A 23366-nucleotide genomic window follows, 5' to 3' on the forward strand; every position below is an offset into this window, starting at 1 on the left:
GTAACGATGAGCAGTTTTGTAAAGGTGGGTGCCGGCGATGAAAAACACGTTTTCACGGTTTTTTGGTAGTGGAGAAAAAGAACCTGATTTACAGAACAATGATAACACTCCACAAGAGAAAGTCGATCAAGTAAAAATAGATTTGATTAAACCGAATAAATATCAACCTCGAACTATTTTTTCCGAGGAGAAAATTGAAGAGCTTGCACGTACAATTCATACACATGGTGTAATCCAACCCATTGTCATTAGAAAAAGCGACGACGGTTTTGAAATCATTGCGGGTGAACGTAGATTCCGTGCAATGAAGAAATTAGGTTGGGAAGAAGTGCCTGCCATTATTCGTAACCTGGATGATAAAGAAACAGCGTCCATTGCATTGATTGAAAACCTGCAGCGTGAGGAATTGACTGCAATCGAAGAAGCGTATGCTTATGAAAAGTTGTTGGAATTACACGGGTTAACCCAAGAAGCGTTAGCGCAACGACTCGGAAAAGGACAATCCACAGTTGCGAATAAACTACGTTTATTAAAGCTTCCGGAGGACATTAAACATAAGATCATGACGAAGGAAATATCCGAAAGGCATGCAAGGGCATTGATTTCCGTCAAGGATCCCGAATTGCAACATAAGCTGTTTCAAGAAGCAATTGATGAACAGCTCAATGTAAAGCAATTGGAAGAGCGGATTCAGCAAGCATTGAATCCTGTTGAAGAAGAGAAGGGAAAAAAGAAAGCAGTTAAACGAAAATCGGTAAGCAAGGATGTCAGGATTGCATTAAATACAATTCGTCAGTCATTGGCGCTCGTAACGAAAAGCGGAATCGATGTAGTGACAGAAGAAGAAGATGCAGAGGAATTCTATACAATCACTGTTAAAATACCGAAAAAAAAGTAGGAAACAACATAATGTTCTCGTAAAATGTGCGAGACGCACTCTTGCTTGAATGAAGCAGGAGTTTTTTTGTGCTATACAATACCACGGCCAACGTTTTTTTGATAAACTAGTAAAGAGTCATGAAAATAGAATGAATCTATTCATTATTGAAGATAACTGTTTGATAGATGAGTGAGAAAGCAGGTGCAAGTGTGGGTAAAATTTTAGCCATTGCCAATCAAAAAGGAGGAGTTGGTAAGACAACCACTTCGGTAAATCTTAGTGCTTGCCTTGCTCATATCGGCAAAAAAGTTCTCTTGATAGATGCCGATCCACAAGGGAATGCGACGAGCGGGGTAGGGGTCAATAAAGGGGACGTACATCAATGTATTTACGATATGTTAATTGATGATGTCAATATAAAGGAAGTCATTCATCAGACGAAGATGGAAAACTTGGATATCGTTCCGGCAACCATTTCATTGGCTGGGGCAGAAATTGAACTCGTTTCAACAATTTCTAGGGAAGTGCGGATGAAACATGCTATTCAAGAGGCGAAGGAATTGTATGATTATATTATCATTGATTGCCCGCCATCTTTAGGATTATTGACTATTAACTCTCTTACAGCTGCAGACTCAGTCGTTATCCCGGTGCAATGTGAGTATTACGCATTGGAAGGATTGAGCCAATTACTGAGCACCATCCGACTCGTCCAAAAGCATTTGAATGAAGGCCTCACAATTGATGGCGTATTATTAACAATGTTCGATGCAAGGACAAATTTGGGTATTCAAGTCATTGATGAAGTGAAAAAATATTTCCAAGATAAAGTGTACGGAACGATTATTCCACGAAATGTAAGATTGAGTGAGGCGCCAAGCCACGGGGAGCCGATCATCATTTATGATTCTAGATCGAGAGGCGCGGAAGTATACTTAGAGCTGGCAAAGGAAGTGGTGCACAATGGCTAAAGGTCTTGGAAAAGGATTGAACGCTTTATTTCCGGATGAATCGTTAACGAAAGCAGAGTCTATCGAAAATATTCGATTAAAAAGCATTAAAGTGAATCCGTACCAGCCAAGAAAAATATTTGATGAGAATGCAATCCATGAGTTAAGTGAATCAATCAAGGAGCACGGAATTTTGCAGCCGATCATTGTCCGTAAAGTAGGGACAATGTATGAAATTGTAGTAGGTGAAAGACGATTCAGAGCTGCTAAAATCGCAGGATTGGCAGAGATTCCAGCAGTCGTCCGTCAACTGACAGATGAAGAGTCAATGGAATTAGCGATTCTGGAAAACTTGCAACGTGAAGACTTAACACCGATCGAGGAAGCGGAAGCATATCAGAAATTAATGGATAACCTAACTCTTACTCAGGAACAATTAGCATTCAGACTAGGTAAAAGTCGCCCGCATATAGCAAACCATATCCGATTGTTAAGCTTGCCTGAAAAGGTGCGCAACTTAATTACGGATGGAAAACTTTCAATGGGTCATGGACGCACATTGCTCGGGCTCCGAAAGAAGGAGCAAATCTTGTTGATTGCAGAAAAAACAATCAACGAAGGATTGAATGTGCGTCAACTGGAGAAGCTAGTCCATAAACTGAATGAAAATGTTCCACGTGAAACAAAACCGGAAAAGAAAAATATATTCCTGGAAGAGCAGGAGTCTCATTTGAGGGAATATTTCGGCACCAACGTGACGATAAAGAAATCAAAGAACAAAGGTAAAATCGAGATCGAGTTTTTCACGGAAGAGGATCTTGAAAGAATCCTAGAACTATTGAATGAATAAGCCTATACCTATTTTGCTTGCTGCAAAATAGGTATTATTTTTACAGATGGAAGTGAAAAACGATGATTTTATTCGGTTCAATTGTAAATGCTTTGCTTATCGTGGTCGGCGCATTGCTTGGCCGTTTTTTATATAATATTCCCGAACGGATGAAAGAGACCGTCATGTATGGAATCGGATTGGCGGTCACCGCAATCGGCATTCAAATGACATTTGAAAGCACTCAAATTTTAATTGTCATCATTAGCATCGTTATTGGAGCAATTATTGGTGAATGGATGAACCTTGACGACAAAATAAATGAATTGGGAAAATGGATTGAGCGGAAGCTCCCTTCAAAAAAAGAAGGACCTGGCATCGCACAAGGATTTGTCACTGCAACACTCATCTTCGTTGTCGGCTCAATGGCCATTATCGGGGCAATTGACAGCGGACTGCGGAATGATCATGATGTGTTGATCATGAAGGGGATCATTGATGGATTCACGTCGGTCATCCTTAGTTCGACGCTTGGCATTGGAGTTATGGTTTCTGCAGTTCCGGTATTCCTCTACCAAGCCCTCATTACAATATTTTCAACGCAAATAAGCCGCTTTGTACCGGATGAACTACTACAATTTTTCATTTCAGAAATGACAGCTACAGGCGGTTTAATGATTGTAGGTATCGGATTGAATCTGATCGGCATAACAAAAATACGGGTGGCGAATCTCATTCCAGGAATCGCTGTCGTCGGTGTTATTGTGACAATCGTTCATTACCTGTTTTGAATCTCCCATAGGCAAGTTGAAGGGAACGGGAGATGATTCTGCTCATTTCAAAAGATAAATGGAGTCGTGTGCTTTGAAGAACAGCCTGCTCCATGAAACCTGAGATGTTAACGACACCTTTGATGGATAAATTACCTACGGGCGGCAATTCTTTTCCGACTGCTTTGCCGGGATAGAGAGGTCCTTGATGAAAAAGCAATTGGCCGATAGAGTCGCTTCTTCCTAAGCACGCATCTATTGCAACGATGAAGGAGGAAGGCTCCCTCGATTGAAGTTCGTCCAAATGCTGTTGTAAATTTAGAGCATGTAAAGGCTTTTCCAATGTTCCGACGACGTTGAATGGAAATAATAATGATTCGGCTAAATGAGATCCGGTCAACGGACCTAATGCATCGCCAGTGGATCGATCCGTTCCGATACAGAAGAAGGTTAAAGAATCTTCATGAAAAGGGATTTGTTCAAGGAAATAAGTGCTGAGCTTCCAAACTGCGCCGGTATCATTATAGTGAAGGCGATAATCGTATTCAGTGGAAAGTGTTGTATGCATGACAAAACTCCATTCTCATAAATAGTTCAATAATTGATTGTGTAGCAGTATACGCGGCTGCAGGGGGATTTATACGGAAAGGTTTGATGCGGGTGACAAACAAGCAAACTGAAAGTATTAAAGAAGTATTCATCAATGAAGATACGGAGAAAATAGGCAAGTTCATCTTCTCCGAAGAAACATGGGTCCATTTCGGAGTTGTTGCCATAAAGATTGCCTTTATCATCACAATCTCTATTATTGTCGTGCAAGTCGGCAAATATATTATTCGAAAGATCTTCAGGATCAAACTAAAAAGTCCCATCCGAAAAGAGGAGCGGCGGGAACAGACTTTGCTGAAGCTGCTCGAGAACACGCTCTCCTACGTCGTCTATTTCTCCGCGATACTGGCCATCCTGCAGGAGTTTAATATCGACGTGAAGGGACTGCTGGCAGGCGCAGGGGTTTTGGGCCTCGCTGTCGGTTTCGGAGCACAAAGCCTAGTAAAGGACGTTATTTCTGGATTCTTCATCCTTTTCGAAGACCAATTTTCCGTGGGGGACTACGTTAAAAACGGTACGGCAGAAGGCCGGGTTGAAGAAATCGGTTTGCGGACAACGAAGATTAAAAATTTCACAGGCGAAATTTTTATATTGCCGAATGGAACGATTGCGCAAGTCATTAATTATTCATTGAAAAACTCATTGGCCATTGTTGATGTCGCTATTCCATTTGAACTTGGTGTGGAGAAAGTGGAAAAGTCAATCGATGCTTATCTGAAGTCGATGAGCAAGGACAACCCCGATCTTTTAGGAAAACCGAAATTGATCGGGGCGTATGATTTCACGGAGGACTCGGTCATTGAACGGATAATCGTCGAAACGAGACCGATGCGACATTTCGATACTGCAAGGAATATTAGCATAGGCATAAAAAAACATTTAGAGCGGGAAGGGATCGAGATTCCATATCCTATGCTTGTGTCAAAATCATTCGATAACCAATAAGGGGCAAGGAAAGGAGTAAGATGGACGGTGGAGAAAGAGTTTCAGTTGAAAGACGTAGTGGAAATGAAGAAACCGCATCCGTGCGGTACCAATGCTTGGAAAATCATTCGAATGGGCGCTGACATCCGGATCAAATGTGAAGGTTGCGGGCATAGCGTGATGATTCCGAGAAATGAATTTGCAAAGAAGATGAAAAAGGTGCTTGTCAAAGCGGAAGCAGAACAAAATTAGACAGGAACGCCAACAATTCTTATAATAGAAGAGTTGCAAAGATGATTATGAAATTGACCTATATGAAAGGTTGGGAAATAAATGGCGTTAACAGCAGGTATCGTCGGTTTACCGAACGTTGGAAAGTCGACTCTATTCAACGCAATTACGAAAGCGGGAGCAGAGGCAGCCAACTATCCATTCTGTACAATCGATCCGAACGTCGGAATTGTGGAAGTGCCCGATGAAAGGCTTCAAAAGTTAACAGAGCTCGTCGTACCGAAAAAGACAGTTCCGACAGCTTTTGAATTTACAGATATTGCAGGAATTGTAGAAGGGGCGAGCAAAGGGGAAGGGTTGGGGAATAAATTCCTCTCTCATATCCGTGAAGTCGATGCAATCTGCCAAGTCGTCCGTTGTTTTGACGATGAAAATATTACACATGTATCCGGAAAAGTGAATCCGATTGACGATATCGAAGTCATCAACTTGGAACTTATCCTTGCTGATATGGAAAGCGTGGACAAGCGATTGACACGCGTCTCTAAAATGGCAAAACAGAAAGATAAGGATTCCATGGCGGAAGAACCGGTTTTACTGAAGCTGAAAGACGCTTTTGAGAATGAAAAGCCTGCCCGATCTGTTGAATTGACACCGGAAGAGTTCCAACTCATCAAAGGAATGCACCTGTTGACAATTAAGCCGATGCTATATGTTGCAAACGTATCGGAAGATGAAATTGCGGATGCAGAAGAAAACGAGTATGTCAAAATGGTCCGTGAATTTGCCAAGCAGGACAATGCAGAAGTGATTGTCGTCTGTGCAAAAATCGAGGAAGAAATGGCAGAGTTGGATGATGAAGAGAAGGCAATGTTCCTTGAGGAGCTAGGTATCCAGGAATCCGGCCTCGATCAACTGATCAAAGCGGCATACCATTTACTTGGGCTTGCCACATACTTCACGGCAGGCGTCCAAGAAGTCCGAGCATGGACGTTCCGAAAAGGGATGAAAGCGCCGCAATGTGCTGGCGTCATCCATACAGACTTCGAACGTGGTTTCATCCGAGCAGAAACAGTGGCTTATGAAGCGCTCGTAGAAGCCGGCTCCATGGCAGCTGCAAAAGAAGCAGGAAAAGTTCGTCTGGAAGGTAAAGAATACGTCGTCCAAGATGGAGACGTCATGTTATTTAGATTTAACGTGTAAATAAATGAAAAAACAACCGGAGAAGGGATATCCTTTTCCGGTTGTTTTACTGTATATTTCGATCAGGTTTGAACAGATAGAGCTTCGGCAACTCGGGATCATCTTTTACAAGCCAATCATCCGGAAGTTTTTTCAGTTCCTTATGCATTGCAAAGTCACCCGCAGCCCCGCCAATGAGAAAAGCAGCTAAACCTAGCCAGATGCCATTACTCGTAACTACTCCAATCATCGCGGGTACTACACCTGTCGTCCAAAAAGGAAGCAATAACGCTTTCTGAATAGCCCGGTTCGTCATCAGCCGATCGGTCGTTGCATAAGCAATACCCAACTTGAGATTCATTCCAACAATCATGCTCTTCCAAGGCACCTTGCCAAACACTCTAAAGCCTAGCAGGTGAAAAAGCTCATGTAGGACAATTAAAGCTACATATCCACCAATGAAAAACAGAACATTCCGAATGGAAAAAGTGAAAGATAGTTCCTGATGTACAAGACCATCTACAACCAGCAATCCAATGAGCGTCAGAATGGTAATCAGCATGCCACTCTTAGCAACCGTAGGTAAGTCGATTTCAATGATTTTGTCTGGTTCACTATTATTATTCATAAGATCACCTCTTGTTATAATTATACACATTTTGGTGTAGTTAGATTGTTAAATTGGATAGGACTTGCTTAGGATTGCAGTGTAAGGCGGCGACTCCAGTGGGAATAGCATGAGCTGAAGACCCCGCAACGTAGCGTAGCGAAGTGAGGAGGCTGAAGCCATGCCCACGGAAAGCGTCCGCCTGAAACGAAAATCCGTATTAACATATTTAATAGTTGATTGTCCGAAGACATCATGTTAAAATATGATGATGTGAGTAATAAACATTACTTACTCCTTGCCCGCCGTAACAAGTGGGCCAAAGTCCATAAGGAGGTGACTAAAGATGAGAAAGTACGAAATCATGTACATCATCCGTCCAACAGTAGAAGATGAAGCAAAAAAAGCATTGATCACTCGTTTCGATGACGTCCTAACTTCAAACGGAGCGGAAATCATCGAGTCGAAAGAGTGGGGCAAGCGTCGTCTTGCATACGAAATCGACGACTTGCGTGAAGGCTACTACCAATTGGTAACAGCTAATGCAGACACTGCAGCAATCGATGAATTTACACGTCTTGCGAACATCAACGAAGCTATCATTCGTCATATGGCTGTTCGTCTGGACAACTAATCCATAGAAGAACTAAATGCAGTACCGTTAAAAGGTGGAACTTGAAAATGATGAGGGAGGTTGCATTCTGATGATTAACCGTGTCGTTTTAGTCGGCCGATTGACAAAAGATCCTGAACTCAAGTACACGCAGAGCGGAATTGCGGTAACGCGTTTTACGCTAGCGGTGAATCGGACGTTCTCCAGCCAATCAGGAGAGCGTGAAGCTGATTTCATCAACTGTGTCACTTGGAGGAAACAGGCGGAAAACACTGCGAACTTCTTACGTAAAGGAAGTCTTGCCGGTATCGAAGGCCGCATCCAAACGAGCAGCTTCGATGGACAAGACGGCAAACGTGTCTTCATGACAGAAGTCGTAGCGGACAGCGTGCAGTTCCTTGAGCCGCGCAGTGCAAATGCTGAGAGATCTGGAGCTGCTTATGGTGGTGCACCACAGAACGAACAACCCTATTATCAGAATCAGCAGCCGAACCAGCAATATCAACAACCAGCTCAACAACAAAACTATACACGTACTGACAACGATCCATTCTCAACGGGCAGCGGTCCGATAGAAGTATCGGATGACGATCTGCCGTTCTAATGGATAATTGTCGGTAACGTAGTCAAGTAAGGAGGGAAAGCGATATGGCACCACGCCGTGGAGGTAAAAGACGTCGTAAAGTCTGCTATTTTACATCGAATAACATTACACATATCGATTATAAAGATACTGACCTACTTAAGAAATTCGTTTCTGAACGTGGAAAGATCTTGCCTCGCCGTGTAACTGGTACAAGCGCTAAATATCAACGTAAATTGACGTCTGCTATTAAACGTGCTCGTATTATGGCACTTCTTCCGTTCGTTTCGGAAGAAAGATAAGAAGTACTATTTTAAACCGCCTTGTGATACCGGTATTTCCGGTCTCGGGGCGGTTTTTTGAATTTCTATTTTTATGCGTGAATAAAACTCTTTATACGTGTTTGGGAAGAATTATGCGTCTTTGCGGACGGTTATGAGTGTTTCCTGGGAAATATGCGTGTTTGGGGGCGTTTATGCGCGTTTCTAAGAAGTTATGCGTATTTGTTTGATGAAAACTGCCGAGGGCTGTGAGGCGTATGTTGGACAGGAAGTCATCCTGTCTTTTGGTTAATCAGCAGCAATCATGATACAATTATAAGAACTCCTTTTTAATTAGGGGATAGAAAATACTAAGTCCATTGACTGGACGGAGGAACAGAATGATGCAGGACCAATCTCAAAAAATAACATTCGGTGCGATGATGCTCGCATTGTTTACGATACTTCTGGCAGGGGCTTTCTACGTCCCTTTCCTCGGAAGCATCATTATGATATTCATCCCATTGCCGATCATTCTTTATCGGCTGCGGCATGACAGAAGCTCGACGGTTTTCGTAGCGATTGCAGGCGCCATCCTGTCTCTTATTGTAGGGGGCATTCTATTAGTGCCTTTCGCTGTAATGTTCGGGGTACTAGCCTTCCTGGTTGCTGAATCAATATTGTTGGGCAAATCAAAGCTTTACACATTCATGGCATCGGGATTATTCTTCATCATTACAGGTATATTGGTTTATCTGATAGCCGCGCTTGTTTTTGAAGTCAATGCAATCGACAGCTTGATGACGATGATGAAGGAATCGGAGAAGCAATTCAAGACGTCGCTCGAAAGTTTGGGCGCACTGCCTGAAAACTATGAAGAGATAGTGGGAGAGGCGTTCACTATGTACCGCTCCGCCATTCCGGCTATGTTCATTCTGTCGGTGTATGTGTTTACGTTCATCATGGTGATCCCCAATTTCGAGATGCTCCGCAGACTAGGCCATCAAGTGCCTGTGTTTCCGCCATTCCGGGAAATGAGGCTGCCTGTCATAACCATTTTCGTTTACGGGCTGATCATTATACTTCCTTGGATAATGGAATTGAAACCGGAATCCTCGGCTTATTTGCTTTATGTCAATGCGACGATTATTTTACGGTTCCTTTTGCTCGTACAAGGGTTGGCATTGATTCACTATTTTATGTACAAAATGAAATTGCCTACTTTTGTCACGGTGCTTTCCACCATTTTCGCATTGCTATTCAGTCCAATCACCACACTTCTTGGCATACTTGATATAGGCGTGAATATCCGTGCTTGGATCGGAAAAGACAACTTGAAGTAAGGGGATGAGACCATGAGGTCATTTTTTAGAAGAAGAGCTATCCGATATCCACTGACTGTCATATCTCTCCTTGGATTGATAGCGGCCGTCCTGTTATTCCTTTCGAATTTCTGGGAGGGCCTTTTATTCACGATCCCCTTCACAATAGCGGCAGGCATCGCTTGGAAGCTGGAGGAACAGACGTATATTGAAACGGAGAAGCATATCGAATCCCTCTCCTACCGGATGAAAAAGGTCGGAGAAGAGGCGCTGCTAGAGCTGCCGATCGCCATTATCCTCTTTAATGAAAAACATATTATCGAATGGGCAAACCCCTACGCTGTTAATATCTTTGATAAAGAGACGTTAATCGGAGAGGAATTGTTCCAGCTATCCGAAGCATTCCAAACCATTCTTAAAAATGACGGACAGAAGACGACTTTGAATGTTGGCGATTCCACTTATCAAGTCATTTACAGGGCTGAGGAAAAACTGCTCTATTTATTCGATATCACGGAAAAAGTGGAGATTGAATCTCTCTATCACCAAGACCGTACTGTACTCGGAGTCATGCTTATCGATAATTATGATGAACTAGCACAGACGATGGACGATCAGACGAGAAGCAATCTTAACTCGCTTGTCACTTCACTCGTGAATCAATGGGCGTTGGATAATGGCATTTATGTAAAACGTATAGCATCCGATCGTTTTTTAGCAGTCTTTAACGAAGCAATTCTATCCAAGCTGGAAACGGCGAAGTTTACGATTTTAGATGATATTCGGGAGAAGACAGCTATTCAGAATGCGGGCCTTACGCTGAGCATCGGAGTCGGAACCGGCTCCGCCGCGCTTACGGAGCTTGGTGAGCTGGCACAATCCAGTTTGGATCTCGTATTGGGGCGTGGAGGCGATCAGGTCGCCATTAAGCATACGGATGGCAAGCTTAAATTCTTCGGAGGCAAGACGAATCCGGTGGAAAAAAGGACTCGTGTACGCGCTAGGGTCATTTCACACGCATTGCGCGATTTGATCCAAGGCAGCGATAAAGTATTGATTATGGGTCATAAAATGCCCGACATGGACGCAATCGGGGCATCCATCGGAGTCCGGAAGATGGCAAGGATGAACAATATTGAAGGTCATGTCGTCCTGAATTTTGATGAGTTGGATGGAAGTGTGACCCGTCTGATGGATGAGATTAAAAAGGACGAGGGGTTATTTTCACAATTTGTCGATCCCGAGACCGCATTATCAATGATTACCGAAAAATCTCTTCTTGTCATTGTCGATACACATAAACCAAGCATGGTCATCGATGAGCGGCTGATCGAGAAGGCCGAAAAGGTCGTCGTCATCGACCATCATCGACGCGGCGAAGAGTTCATCAATAATACGATGCTTGTCTACATGGAACCGTATGCTTCCTCGACAGCTGAGCTCGTCACGGAGCTTGTGGAATATCAGCCGAAGAATGCGAAATTGACGATGCTTGAGTCGACTGCGTTGCTCGCGGGGATTGTTGTCGACACGAAGAGCTTTACATTGCGAACAGGGGCTAGAACATTCGAGGCGGCATCCTATTTGCGGACGAACGGAGCAGACACGGTACTTGTACAGAGGCTGTTGAAGGAAGACATCGCGACGTACATTCAGCGGTCTAAATTGATTGAAACGGTCGAGCTAACTTCTGCCGGCATAGCGATTGCAAAAGGAGAGGAAGGCGTCATCTATAGTCCGGTGCTGATTGCTCAGACTGCAGATATCCTTCTGACAATGCAAGGGGTCATCGCCTCGTTTGTCATCGCTTCCCGTGCGGATGGCAAAATCGGCATTAGCGCAAGGTCCCTTGGGGAGCTGAATGTGCAGCTCGTCATGGAAGAGCTTGGCGGTGGAGGACATTTGACGAATGCCGCTTGCCAGCTTGAATTGGAAACAATTGAAGAAGCAGTTCAATTATTAAAATCTGCTATAGAAGATAAATCAGAAAGGGGAAATTGATAATGAAAGTTATTTTTTTGAAAGATGTTAAAGGCAAAGGGAAAAAAGGCGAAGTGAAAGAAGTATCGGTCGGCTACGCGCAAAACTTCCTGTTGAAAAACAAATTGGCGATTGAGGCGACGCCTGCAAACCTGAGCCAGCTTGAAGGACAGAAGAAGCGTGCGCAAAAGGATGCGGCTGCAGAATTAGCCGAAGCACAGAAACTTAAAGAAGTCATCGATGAGAAGACAGTGGAAATGAAAGCAAAATCCGGGGAAGGCGGACGTCTCTTCGGTTCAATCACGACGAAGCAGATCGCAGATGCTCTGGAAAAAAATCATAAAATAAAAGTGGATCGCCGTAAGATGGAATTGCCTGATGCAATACGGGCACTCGGCTATACAAATGTGCCGATCAAACTGCACCCGGAAGTTACAGCTACGCTTAAAGTCCACGTTACCGAAGAATGATAGGGAGCGATAATGATGGATCAGATGTATGATCGCGTCCCTCCGCATAATAACGAAGCCGAACAATCTGTCATAGGTGCGATTTTCCTTCAACCAGAGGCATTAATTACAGCTTCCGAAGTCCTTCGCCCAGATGACTTCTACAGGACGGCTCATGAGAAAATATTCGACACGATGCTGATCCTGAGCGATAAAGGGCAAGCGATTGACGTTGTTACGGTCACAGAAGAGCTTTCAGCGAAGAAGGAATTGGAAGATGTCGGTGGCATTTCGTATTTGACGGAAATTGCAAATGCCGTGCCGACAGCTGCTAATATTGAGTATTACGCCAAAATTGTTGAAGAAAAATCCATCCTTAGAAGGCTCATCCGGGTAGCAACCAATATTGTCGAAGAAGGTTTTACAAAAGAGGATGAAGTGGAAGCTGTCCTTTCCGAGGCGGAAAAAAGGATTATGGAAGTTTCCAACCGGAAAAATGCCGGTGACTTTAAGCATATTAAAGATGTCCTCGTGGAAACGTATGACAATATCGAGCTCCTTCATACGAGAAAAGGCGAAGTGACAGGCATTCCGACTGGATTCCGCGATCTGGATAAAATTACAGCGGGTTTTCAGCGGAATGACTTGATCATCGTCGCCGCCCGTCCTTCCGTTGGTAAAACAGCGTTCGCCTTGAATGTGGCACAAAACGTAGCGACCAAAACGGATGAAAACGTCGCGATTTTCAGCTTGGAGATGGGTGCGGAACAACTCGTCATGCGTATGCTTTGTGCGGAAGGGAATATCGATGCGCAAGTGTTGCGGACGGGGAATTTAGAAGCAGAGGATTGGCGGAAACTGACGATGGCGATGGGGTCTCTTTCCAACGCTGGAATCTTCATCGACGACTCTCCAGGCATCCGGATTAACGAAATTCGTTCCAAATGCCGGCGACTTCAGCAGGAACACGGTCTGGGCATGATCATGATTGATTATTTGCAGCTCATTATGGGAAGCGGCCGTACCGGCGAGAACCGTCAGCAAGAAGTATCCGAAATCTCACGTTCCTTAAAAGCGCTTGCGCGGGAACTGAAAATCCCAGTCATCGCGCTTTCCCAGCTATCCCGTGGCGTGGAACAACGTCAAGACAAGCGGCCGATGATGTCCGACTTGCGGGAATCGGGAAGTATTGAGCAAGATGCGGATATCGTTTCTTTTCTCTACCGGGAAGATTACTATGACAAAGAAACAGAGAATCAGAATATGATTGAAATCATCATAGCGAAGCAGCGTAACGGCCCAACCGGCACCGTCACGCTAGCGTTCGCCAAAGAATACAACAAGTTCCTGAACATCGACTGGAGCCAACACCAAGCACCGTCATATCAGTAATGGATAGTAAAAAGCCTTGATTCACCTGCCAAACAGGTTTATCAAGGCTCTTTTCTATCTATACGACTATATTCTCAGTTGGTATTTTCCTCATTTATAACTGTCATTTGGAAGTTAATAAGTAATAATTGGCTGTAATACTACAAGTTCATTACAAATAGACACAAAGCAACAAGCTACTTACAAGATATGATAAATTGGAGAAGTGTGAAAATCTTTCAATAAGGATGGCCTCTAGTAGCAGCTGCCAGTCGGAAGGAGTAACAATCGATGTTTTTTAAGAAACAAAGCATAAACAATCAAAAGAATAGAACGGCCCTATATAAAAAGTTCCAAAAGATAGGCCTCATGGCAGTCTTCTTAGGCGGATTCAGCATAAGCTCCGGTTTTGCACTGGAAAAAGAGAAAGATTCCTCGATCCATACCGTTTACCATGTCTACTTTGCAAGCAAATATATTGGAATGCTTTCTGACGATAAAAAGATCGAACAGCTTAAAAAAGAAGAGTTGGAGAAAGCGGCCTCCGAATACGAAGGTCTCCCATTAACGATCGGAACTGAATTATCTATCGTGCCTGAAAAGGTATTTACGATAGGTACAGACGATGAACAGGTCCTTGGAAAACTTCAGAACATGCTTACCGTGGAGGCGGAAGCAATTGGTGTTCAAATTGACGGAGAAACAGCGTTCTATGTCAAAGACAAGGCCGATTTTGAAGCAGTGATCCATGAGCTGACATTACAAACAGTTACCGAGCAGGAGCTTACTGAATTTGAAGCCCGCCAACAATCTACTGAACCTATACCACCGTTAAAAGAAAATGAAACGAGACTTGCAACTATTAAATTCAGCGCTGACATTCAGGCTACCGAAGGCCAGACGGCACCCAAAGAGGTACGAAGTGTGCAAGAGGCAATGACTTTATTAAATAAGGGTACATTGGAGGAGAAGCAATACTCTATTCAAGCAGGGGATGTATTAGGGAAAATCGCCAGTGCCCATAAGATGTCTACGGATAAATTGATGGAAATCAATCCCGGCATTACGGAAGCCTCGGTTCTTCAAATTGGCCAGGAACTTAATGTGACAGCACTTGAACCTTATATAGAAGTGGAAGCACTCTATGAATCAAAGGAGATTGCACCTATCCAGTTCAAGAAGCTGACTGAAAAAGATGCATCGACTTTTAAAGGTGAAGAGAGAGTTAAACAAAAAGGAACGGACGGCAAGAAATCAGTTACACATCTGATCCGGAAGAAGAACGGAAAAGTGATCGGCAAGACCGTGGCGGAGGAACATGTACTCGAAGAGCCAATTCATGAAGTAACGGTCGTCGGAACAAAGGTGATTCCATCGCGCGGAACGGGCAACTTCAAGTGGCCGGCGGATGGCGGATACGTTTCAAGTCAAATGGGGAAACGCTGGGGCAGGGTGCACCAAGGCATTGATATCGCACGGCCATCGACCCGGTCAATTTTTGCTTCCGATAATGGCGTTGTGACCGATGTCGGCCATCATGCCACATATGGAAACCGTATCATCATTACTCATAACAACGGGTACAAGACGTTATACGCCCATCTGTCATCGATTGAGGTCAAAGTCGGACAGACAGTGCCTCAAGGGTCGAGAATAGGAGTCATGGGCTCTACGGGACGCTCAACAGGTATGCACTTGCATTTTGAAGTATTCAAGAACGGTTCCAATATCAATCCGTTGAGTGTGTTAAGATAAAGAGAAGGAATGGAGACGCTGCAGTGTATTCTGTTGCCGTCTCTTTTTCTAATTTGGTGTAGGTGCAGAATGGAAGGTTTCTAGCGAAAGTAATAGAATATATACTAAAGTAGTCGCCAAAACCGGCGAGAAAGGGAATGAACGATGCAAAACAAAACCATTTTAGTTGTAGATGATGAAAAACCAATAGCGGATATATTAGAGTTCAATTTAAAGAAGGAAGGCTTTACTGTCTATTGCGCATATGACGGTGAAGAGGCGCTCGAAAAAGTGGAAGAGGTGCAGCCGGATATTATGCTGCTCGATATTATGCTTCCGAAGCGCGATGGCATGGAAGTATGCAGAGAGGTAAGGAAGAAGTATGATTTTCCGATCATCATGCTGACAGCAAAAGATTCGGAAATCGATAAAGTGCTAGGGTTGGAGCTTGGGGCAGATGATTATGTGACAAAGCCGTTCGGTACACGCGAATTGATTGCCAGGGTGAAGGCGAATCTGCGCAGGCATTCAAAGACATTGTCGGAAGAGCAGGACGAGGCGACGAATGAGATTACAGTCGGAAGCCTCATTATTCAACCGGATGCCTATTTAGTGCAAAAACGCGGGGAGTCAATTGAGCTCACGCATCGCGAGTTCGAATTGCTGCATTATCTATCGAAGCATATCGGACAGGTGATGACGAGGGAGCATCTATTGCAAACCGTATGGGGATATGATTATTTCGGAGATGTGCGGACAGTCGACGTTACAATCCGCCGTCTGCGCGAAAAGATCGAGGATACTCCGAGCCACCCGACGTGGATCGTGACGAGACGTGGAGTCGGTTACTATTTGCGTGATCCGGAACAGGAGTAAGGATCATGCAAAAAGTCGGATTTTTTCGATCGATTCACGTAAAATTCGTCCTCATCTATATCATGCTCATCCTTGTAGCAATGCAGATCATCGGTCTTTATTTTGCAAGTAAGCTTGAAGATACATTGAAGACGAACTTCACGACATCGGTCAGGGACAGGATGAACCTTGTCGAATTCAGTGTGCGTGAAGAAATGATAAAAGACCGCTCTCCGGACGATCCGTCAATCGAACAGAGCCTGGCGACTATCCTCTCGAACTTTACTTCGGAAGATATCAATGAAATACGGGTCATCAATGCAAAATATCGCATATTGGCCACTTCCGAATTAGGCAATCAATCATTGGTCGGCCAGCGATCGATGGAAGACAGTGTGAGGAGATCCATCTCCTCCGAAACGTTTTATGAGAATATCAACTTTGATCCGGCAAAGCGCGAACGTGTCATGGTGCGTGTGAAACCGATCATGAACAATGATAAGGAAGTCGTCGGCACTTTATATGTGACGGCCAATATTGAAAAGGTGTTCAAGCAGATCAATGAAATCAACCAGATCCTTGCGGGCGGAGTGGCAGTATCGCTGACAATCACAATCATCATAGGCATCTTCATCGCCCGCACATTCACAAGACCGATTTCGGATATGAGGCGCCAGGCGCAAGCGATGGCGCAAGGGAACTTTTCAAGGAAGGTCTACGTGTACGGGAATGATGAGATGGGCCAGCTGGCAATCGCTTTTAACCATTTGACGAATCAGCTCCAAGAATCGCAGTCAACGACGGAAAGTGAGCAAAGGAAGCTAGCCTCTGTTCTTGAAAATATGACGGACGGCGTCATTTCGACGGATCGCAAAGGCAGGGTAAGCCTGATCAATGACTCTGCTCTTATGATGTTGAGGATGACACGCGACATCGTGCTGAACCGCCCTATTGCGAGTATTTTAGGGTTGGACCAGGAGTATACATTCGAAGATCTCATTCAAGTGAAAGATTCCATTGCGCTCGACTTCAGTACAGAGAAGGAACCTTACATACTGCGGGCGACTTTTTCAGTGACGCAGCGTGAGACGGGCTTTGTAAATGGCCTGATCATCGTTCTTCATGACAATACCGAGCAGGAGAAGATCGACATGGAAAGGCGGGAATTTGTTTCCAACGTTTCTCATGAGCTTCGCACACCGCTGACGACGATGCGCAGTTATTTGGATGCATTGGCGGAAGGTGCTTGGAAGAACGAGGAGATAGCCCCTTCCTTCCTCCGCGTGACACAGACGGAGACAGAGCGGATGATCCGGCTCGTTAATGACCTATTGAAGCTTTCCAGGATGGATAGCAAAGAATATGAGTTGAACACCGAATGGGTGGAATTCAATCATTTCTTCAACTCAATCATAGAGCGGTTCGAGTTCTCGAAGTCGCGGAACGTGCATTTCAAACGGCTGTTGCCGTCTGCAGATCTATTCGTTGAAATCGATACGGATAAAATGACGCAGGTCATCGACAATATCATTTCAAATGCGCTTAAGTATTCTCCGGATGGCGGGGATGTGCGCTTCGGGGTGACGACATCGGGGACGTATATCAAAGTGATGATTTCAGACGATGGCATGGGCATCCCGCAAGCGAATGTGAACCGAATTTTCGATAGGTTCTACAGGGCGGACCGTGCGAGATCGAGGGCGATGGGCGGGACGGGTCTCGGACTTGCCATTGCCAAAGAAATGATCATTGCCCATGGCGGGGAAATATGGGCGGAAAGTGAAGAAGGCAAAGGAACAACTATCTTCTTTACGCTGCCTTTTGAACGACAAGAGGAAGGTGAATGGGGTTGAAGTATATTGAGCCTATCAAATCAATCGTCCTATTATTGCTCGTCTTGTTGAGCGTCACATTCACCTTTTCCATTTGGACGTATTCTCCGAGGTTGGATACGATTGAACAATCACCGACCGTCGACATCTCCATCGGTGCAAAAAAGCAAGTGGAGGATATCATCAAGCCCTATAAGTTTATTATTAAGAACGACGGATCGCTCAGAGGGACGACCGAGCAGAAGCAAATTGACCACATCGTGCGGGAAATGGGCACTTGGAAAGTTTCTCAAATAGCCCGGGAACCAAATGAGATGAACAAGGGGCAGATGAAATCCTTTTTTGAACAGACGAATCAGTTTACATTGTTTTTCCAAGGTGAAGTGCCGTTGCCAGTATATAATGAGATCTTGCCGATTGAGGATGTTCAGATTCCGGAATTCAGCTTTGATCGTCTTGTAGTGAATTGGAATCCGAAGGAACTTGCTTTTGAAGCACACTTCATCAACCGTGCGACAGGAATCCATTATTATGGCAAGATAACAGCCTCGGATCCGCTGAAGTCGTATCGTGAAATCATCCTGGAAGGGGAAACGCTGCCCGCCTACGCGGAAGTGAATGTCCAAGAGCCGGTCTATTTGGCGGTCCCGTCTGAACCGGTAAAAATGCTGCAAACCACGTATATCCAGGAGGAAATCAGTCCGACACGCTTCCGAGATGCTTTATTCAATGATCCGAATGCAGTGCGTCGCAGCCAGGTAGATGCGACACATGAGGAATTCGGTGATGACCATGCACTGCTGGGTGTAAATACAGAAACTAAAATGTTGAATTTCGCCCATCCCGCCGCGTTGAGCAGTGATCCGGCAGCATACCCTTCCGACTTGTTGACGGATGTAATTGATTCGATTAATGAGCATGGCGGATGGACGGATTCGTATCGATTTTCATATATAAATCCTTATTCCAGGTACGTGAAATTCCAATTATATATTCATGGTTATCCGGTTTTCAGCGAGCCCCCGCTATCGGGTACGACGGAGATTGCACAGTATTACGGCGAAAACCGGGTTTTCCGATATATCCGTCCGTACTATAAGATTGATCTGCCGTTAGCGAATGATGAAATAGAGCTTCCGTCAGGGATCGAAATTGTAAACGAGCTTCAGACAGTTGAAAATATGGATTTCGGAACCGTCGAGGAAGTCACAACTGGCTATACGATGAAACACGATTTGGAGCAAAGGATTTTTATAATGGAGCCTGCTTGGTATTATTATGCCAAAGGAAACTGGGTTCGGTATACACCTGAACAAGGCGGGAGTGAGCAGATTGGATTGGAATAAAACAAAAACAATCTTCATCGTCGTCTTTTCGATCTTGAATATCTTCCTTTATTTCTTATATTTGAATCAGCGCACCGAGGCGCAAAACATACAAGTCGCGGGGAAAACGTCAATTGAGGATTTGATGAAACAAGAGAATATTACGTACAATGTTCCGCAAGTAATAAAAAATGACTTCTCCTACATCTCCGCGAATATGAAGTCTTTCACGCAGGAGGAATTGGAATCGCTTGAAGATCAATCCATTGTCATCATCGACAATACACAGATTGAATCTGTAATGGAAACCGCGGTTTCCATACGAAACGCAAAAGAGGATATTCATTTCACGGATTTCCTGACGAAGTATGTATGGAACGGAGCCGAGTATGAGCTTTGGGAAATTGATAAGGAAGCACGGAAAGCCATCTTCTTTCAAAGAGTGAATGGGGAACCGATTTTCTACAGCCAGAATGCGACCTTGACGATCTATTGGGACGAGAACTATGAAGTAACCCATTATAGGCAGCGGATGCTAGAGGAATTCACAAGCGATAACCATAAAAAAGAAGTGTTGAAACAAGATGAAGCGGTTCGGTCTCTTGTTACACGCGGTTATTTAAAGCAAGATTCCAAAGTGTTGAAAGTGACGCCAGGATACTCGTCACTCGTCCAATTGACCGGAAAGCAAGTATTTGCCCCGACATGGAATATTCGTGTAGAATTGAAGGATGGTACCATCGAGGATCACTTCATCAATGCCATTGAAGGTAAAGTGATAGACTTCAAATTGGACAAAATGGAAGAGGAAAAACTCGATGAGGCCGAGGATGAAGAAGAATAAGGAGTTTTTCATATGCGTTTCAGTGTGCTCGCAAGTGGCAGTACGGGCAATTCCATATATATAGAGACCGAAGAGCATGCTTTTCTGGTCGATGCCGGACTTAGTGCAAAAAGAATGGAGCAGCAGCTTGAAAACATCGGGCGCTCCATGACGAATGTAGATGGCATTTTTGTTACACATGAGCATAGCGATCACATTAAGGGGATCGGTGTGCTGGCCCGAAGATACAAAGTGCCAATCTACGCGAATGAGAAGACTTGGCTTGCGATGAATGGACTCGTAGGCGAGATTCCAACGGAGCAGCGTTTCCATTTCAATATGGAGACGAATATGTCGTTCGGCTCGCTCGATATCCAGTCCTTTGCAGTTTCGCATGATGCCGCGGATCCGATGTTCTACGTATTCCATCAGAATGACCGCAAGCTTTCAATCATCACGGATACGGGGTATGTGAGCGATAGGATGAAAGGGCATATCCAAGGGTCTGATGCGTTCGTGTTCGAAAGCAATCATGACGTCAGCATGCTGCAGATGGGACGCTACCCGTGGTCGGTCAAACGCCGGATCCTGAGCGACGTTGGGCATGTTTCGAATGAAGATGCAGCAGTTGCAATGAGTGAAGTTGTCGCTCAAAAAGAAACGAGAATTTATTTATCGCACCTAAGCAAGGATAATAATATGAAAGACCTCGCAAGGATGAGTGTTTCGCAAACATTGGAAGCATGCGGGATACGCCCGGGAGAATTCGTGCATTTGCATGACACCGACGCGGACAAACCGACAGAGCTCGTCCTTGTTTAATAAAGATTGAAAAGCCTTGCCTTTTGGCGAGGCTTTTTGATTTTAAAGTACCCGATTGGGGTAAAGTGAGTGTATCTGTCTATAGAAAGGGAGAGGAGAATGGACGAAGGATTCAATCAAGGTCCTCGCAATGAGGATGAAAAGCCGCTCATCGAAGAACAAAAAAGGTTTGAGGAACCGCCAAGATACAGCGATAGACCGACCAAGTCAAAACGCCGTGGCGGATTTCTGCCCGCTCTCTTCGGTGCTATTCTCGGTGGTCTCATCGTCTGGTTACTGATGAATGCTGCATTTGACAAAGAGAAAGTAACGCCCCAAGTCGGCAGCGAAACGGCAGGGAAAAACAACCTGACGAGCGAGAGAGTCTCCGTAGACATCAATACGGATGTTACTGACATTGTCTCCGAAGTCGCGGATACGGTCGTGGGCATCACCAATCTTCAAACCGTGCGCGATTTTTGGTCATCGACCGAAACGAGAAGGGAAACGGGCAGCGGTTCGGGCGTAATTTATAAGAAGGAAGGCGGCAAGGCATACATTGTCACAAACCATCACGTTGTTGAAAATGCAGAGGGACTGGAAATCACGTTCGATGATGGAACGAAGGTGAACGGAAAACTTGTCGGAAGCGACATGTGGACAGATCTTGCGGTAGTGGAGATTGATGGCGCTGCTGTCAACACAGTCATTCAGTTCGGGGACTCTGACGCTTTGAAGCGGGGGGAAACGGTCATCGCTATCGGCAATCCGCTCGGTCTCGGCTTTGCGGGATCTGTAACGATGGGTATCGTTTCCGGGAAAGATCGTTCCATTCCGATGGATTTTGATCAGAACGGGACGATTGATTGGCAGGCAGATGTCCTGCAGACAGACGCTGCCATCAACCCTGGAAACTCGGGCGGCGCGCTCATCAATATGGCTGGCCAGCTCGTCGGCATCAACTCGATGAAAATAACGGAAGCAACCGTCGAGGGAATTGGTCTTGCTATTCCCATCAATATTGCCGTACCAATCATCAATGACCTCGAAAAGACAGGTACGGTTCAACGGCCGACAATGGGCGTAAGTCTATTCAATTTGGAGGATGTGCCTTCCGCAGAGCGCAAAGGAATGCTCAAGCTGCCGGAGGACATAGCGGGAGGAGTCATTGTCACTCAAGTATTCCGCAATACGCCGGCTGAGGCGGCAGGCGTGCAGCGATATGATGTCATTGTAGAAATGGACGGCAAGAAAATTACTGACATGGTCGGCTTGCGCAAGCATCTATACAATGACAAAAAGGTTGGCGACACGATGACAATGAAAGTGTATCGTGATGGGAAATTGATTGACATTGAAATGGAACTGAAGGACGGCAATACGTTTTAGGAAATTAGCATAAAAGAGGGCATAAAACGGAGTAGAGTGTTACACTTTTTACAAGGATGTAATAAATATTTATCCACAACAGGCAGCATAGCAGAACATCGGCTATACTGCCTGTTTTTCGAGGTAAGTTATTGACATGTGGATAATAAATCAAAATTGTGAATAACATTGTGTAAACAATAAATGATGAAAGAAGTGTTGATGATGAAAATATACAGCTGCGAAACCCATATCAATCATGCACTTGATGTGTTTGTTGCGAAAGAGGAGACGTTTCCGATCATGGAAAAGATCGACGAAGTGAAAAAGTTATCCACAAAATGCGACTACTGTGACACACCCGCAATGTATATTGTGGCGAACGAATAATCGGGCACAATATGTAGTTTTGTCTGTGGATATGTGTATAAGTTCTGTGTATAACTTTTCAGCAAAGGTGGACAACCCTGTGAATATTACAATTGTGTCAGTTGGCAAACTAAAAGAAAAATATTTGAAAATGGGCATCGAAGAATATGCCAAACGGCTCGGAGCTTATGCAAAAATCGATTTAGTAGAAGTGCCGGATGAAAAAGCCCCTGAGTCATTGAGCGAAGCCGATATGGAAATCGTCAAGAAAAAAGAAGCGGATCGGATTCTTGCGAAAATCAATTCGGATGCATACGTTGTTGCATTGGCGATTGAGGGGAAGATGAAAACGAGCGAAGAATTGGCTGCGGGAATGGAGTCGTTGATGACGTACGGCCGTAGCAAAGTCGTCTTCGTCATAGGGGGATCTCTCGGATTACATAATGATGTGTTGAAACGTGCGGATGAACTGTTGTCATTTTCAAAGATGACATTTCCTCATCAGCTTATGAAATTGGTGTTGTTGGAGCAGATTTATCGAGGGTTCAGGATTATGCGGGGTGAACCGTATCATAAGTAAGTGCGGTTTTTAAATGAGCCACCTGGAACGTTGAGAAGAAGTAAGTGAGAAGTTAACGAACCATTGGAAAGGCTGAAAAAAATAAGCAAAAAAAGAACCCAATTGGTTCTTTTTTTGCT

The 23366-nt window shown here is 44.6% G+C and carries 25 protein-coding genes; 23 read left to right on the forward strand and 2 right to left on the reverse strand.

Features of this window, described 5'->3' with window-relative positions:
• The first annotated feature begins 37 nt into the window (after positions 1-37).
• From noc to M3193_RS10415, 4 genes are all read left to right on the forward strand, one after another.
• Complete coding sequence (gene noc, locus M3193_RS10400; RefSeq protein ID WP_251627328.1) at positions 38-898, forward strand: nucleoid occlusion protein; 861 nt, start codon at positions 38-40, stop codon at positions 896-898.
• Between the two features lie 191 nt (positions 899-1089).
• Entirely contained in the window at positions 1090-1851 is a 762-nt protein-coding gene (locus M3193_RS10405) for a ParA family protein (RefSeq protein WP_251627330.1), read from the forward strand.
• Positions 1844-2680 (forward strand): ParB/RepB/Spo0J family partition protein, encoded by an 837-nt coding sequence (locus tag M3193_RS10410; protein ID WP_251627332.1) that lies wholly within the window; start codon positions 1844-1846, stop codon positions 2678-2680. Before M3193_RS10405 ends, M3193_RS10410 begins: the two co-directional genes overlap by 8 nt.
• Before the next feature lie 62 nt (positions 2681-2742).
• Positions 2743-3450: a DUF554 domain-containing protein gene (locus M3193_RS10415; protein WP_251627334.1), complete on the forward strand. Its 708-nt coding sequence runs from the start codon at positions 2743-2745 to the stop codon at positions 3448-3450.
• Here M3193_RS10415 and yyaC read toward each other — a convergent pair.
• A complete protein-coding gene (gene yyaC, locus M3193_RS10420) occupies positions 3419-3997 on the reverse strand; it encodes a spore protease YyaC (protein WP_251627337.1) in 579 nt (192 codons plus the stop codon). The two genes, M3193_RS10415 and yyaC, sit on opposite strands and share 32 nt — an antisense overlap.
• A gap of 86 nt (positions 3998-4083) precedes the next feature.
• Between yyaC and M3193_RS10425 the strand changes: the two genes are divergently transcribed.
• The 3 genes from M3193_RS10425 to ychF all read left to right on the forward strand — a co-directional run bounded on the left by M3193_RS10425 (position 4084) and on the right by ychF (position 6396).
• Positions 4084-4983, forward strand: coding sequence for a mechanosensitive ion channel family protein (locus M3193_RS10425; protein WP_285851957.1), 900 nt, complete (start codon positions 4084-4086; stop codon positions 4981-4983).
• Positions 4984-5010: 27 nt separating this feature from the next.
• The gene (locus tag M3193_RS10430; protein ID WP_262175426.1) at positions 5011-5214 is read left to right on the forward strand and encodes a DUF951 domain-containing protein; all 204 of its coding nucleotides are present in this window, start codon (positions 5011-5013) and stop codon (positions 5212-5214) included.
• Between the two features lie 81 nt (positions 5215-5295).
• The gene (gene ychF, locus M3193_RS10435) at positions 5296-6396 is read left to right on the forward strand and encodes a redox-regulated ATPase YchF (protein WP_251627346.1); all 1101 of its coding nucleotides are present in this window, start codon (positions 5296-5298) and stop codon (positions 6394-6396) included.
• A gap of 46 nt (positions 6397-6442) precedes the next feature.
• On the opposite strand, the gene M3193_RS10440 is transcribed toward ychF, so the two are convergent.
• Positions 6443-7003 (reverse strand): DUF3267 domain-containing protein, encoded by a 561-nt coding sequence (locus M3193_RS10440; protein ID WP_251627348.1) that lies wholly within the window; start codon positions 7001-7003, stop codon positions 6443-6445.
• Positions 7004-7328: 325 nt separating this feature from the next.
• Between M3193_RS10440 and rpsF the strand changes: the two genes are divergently transcribed.
• The 16 genes from rpsF to rlmH all read left to right on the forward strand — a co-directional run bounded on the left by rpsF (position 7329) and on the right by rlmH (position 23247).
• Entirely contained in the window at positions 7329-7616 is a 288-nt protein-coding gene (gene rpsF / locus M3193_RS10445; protein ID WP_251627350.1) for a 30S ribosomal protein S6, read from the forward strand.
• A gap of 70 nt (positions 7617-7686) precedes the next feature.
• On the forward strand, positions 7687-8199 hold the full coding sequence (ssb, locus tag M3193_RS10450) for a single-stranded DNA-binding protein (RefSeq protein WP_251627352.1): 513 nt from the start codon (positions 7687-7689) through the stop codon (positions 8197-8199).
• 44 nt (positions 8200-8243) lie between these two features.
• A complete protein-coding gene (rpsR, locus tag M3193_RS10455; RefSeq protein ID WP_251627359.1) occupies positions 8244-8480 on the forward strand; it encodes a 30S ribosomal protein S18 in 237 nt (78 codons plus the stop codon).
• A gap of 359 nt (positions 8481-8839) precedes the next feature.
• Positions 8840-9781 carry a YybS family protein gene (locus tag M3193_RS10460; protein ID WP_251627361.1) on the forward strand — a complete coding sequence of 314 codons (942 nt, stop codon included), beginning with the start codon at positions 8840-8842 and terminating at the stop codon, positions 9779-9781.
• A 12-nt stretch (positions 9782-9793) separates the two neighbouring features.
• On the forward strand, positions 9794-11761 hold the full coding sequence (locus M3193_RS10465) for a DHH family phosphoesterase (RefSeq protein ID WP_251627363.1): 1968 nt from the start codon (positions 9794-9796) through the stop codon (positions 11759-11761).
• 2 nt (positions 11762-11763) lie between these two features.
• A complete protein-coding gene (gene rplI, locus M3193_RS10470) occupies positions 11764-12210 on the forward strand; it encodes a 50S ribosomal protein L9 (protein WP_251627365.1) in 447 nt (148 codons plus the stop codon).
• Positions 12211-12222: 12 nt separating this feature from the next.
• Positions 12223-13581, forward strand: coding sequence for a replicative DNA helicase (gene dnaB, locus M3193_RS10475; protein WP_251627374.1), 1359 nt, complete (start codon positions 12223-12225; stop codon positions 13579-13581).
• A 270-nt stretch (positions 13582-13851) separates the two neighbouring features.
• Positions 13852-15315 (forward strand): M23 family metallopeptidase, encoded by a 1464-nt coding sequence (locus M3193_RS10480; protein WP_251627376.1) that lies wholly within the window; start codon positions 13852-13854, stop codon positions 15313-15315.
• A 144-nt stretch (positions 15316-15459) separates the two neighbouring features.
• On the forward strand, positions 15460-16170 hold the full coding sequence (gene yycF / locus M3193_RS10485) for a response regulator YycF (RefSeq protein WP_251627378.1): 711 nt from the start codon (positions 15460-15462) through the stop codon (positions 16168-16170).
• 5 nt (positions 16171-16175) lie between these two features.
• On the forward strand, positions 16176-18002 hold the full coding sequence (walK, locus tag M3193_RS10490; RefSeq protein WP_251627380.1) for a cell wall metabolism sensor histidine kinase WalK: 1827 nt from the start codon (positions 16176-16178) through the stop codon (positions 18000-18002).
• A complete protein-coding gene (locus tag M3193_RS10495) occupies positions 17993-19327 on the forward strand; it encodes a YycH family regulatory protein (protein WP_251627389.1) in 1335 nt (444 codons plus the stop codon). The genes walK and M3193_RS10495 overlap by 10 nt, the downstream gene beginning before the upstream one ends.
• A complete protein-coding gene (locus M3193_RS10500; RefSeq protein ID WP_251627391.1) occupies positions 19314-20150 on the forward strand; it encodes a two-component system regulatory protein YycI in 837 nt (278 codons plus the stop codon). Before M3193_RS10495 ends, M3193_RS10500 begins: the two co-directional genes overlap by 14 nt.
• A gap of 12 nt (positions 20151-20162) precedes the next feature.
• Complete coding sequence (locus M3193_RS10505; RefSeq protein ID WP_251627392.1) at positions 20163-20951, forward strand: MBL fold metallo-hydrolase; 789 nt, start codon at positions 20163-20165, stop codon at positions 20949-20951.
• Between the two features lie 99 nt (positions 20952-21050).
• Positions 21051-22319, forward strand: a complete 1269-nt coding sequence (locus M3193_RS10510; protein ID WP_251627394.1) for a S1C family serine protease — start codon at positions 21051-21053, stop codon at positions 22317-22319.
• 183 nt (positions 22320-22502) lie between these two features.
• The gene (locus tag M3193_RS10515; RefSeq protein WP_435372040.1) at positions 22503-22688 is read left to right on the forward strand and encodes a CxxH/CxxC protein; all 186 of its coding nucleotides are present in this window, start codon (positions 22503-22505) and stop codon (positions 22686-22688) included.
• 79 nt (positions 22689-22767) lie between these two features.
• Entirely contained in the window at positions 22768-23247 is a 480-nt protein-coding gene (rlmH, locus tag M3193_RS10520) for a 23S rRNA (pseudouridine(1915)-N(3))-methyltransferase RlmH (protein WP_251627396.1), read from the forward strand.
• Positions 23248-23366 lie beyond the last annotated feature (119 nt).

Source organism: Sporosarcina luteola, assembly GCF_023715585.1.
Lineage (GTDB): Bacteria > Bacillota > Bacilli > Bacillales_A > Planococcaceae > Sporosarcina > Sporosarcina luteola_D.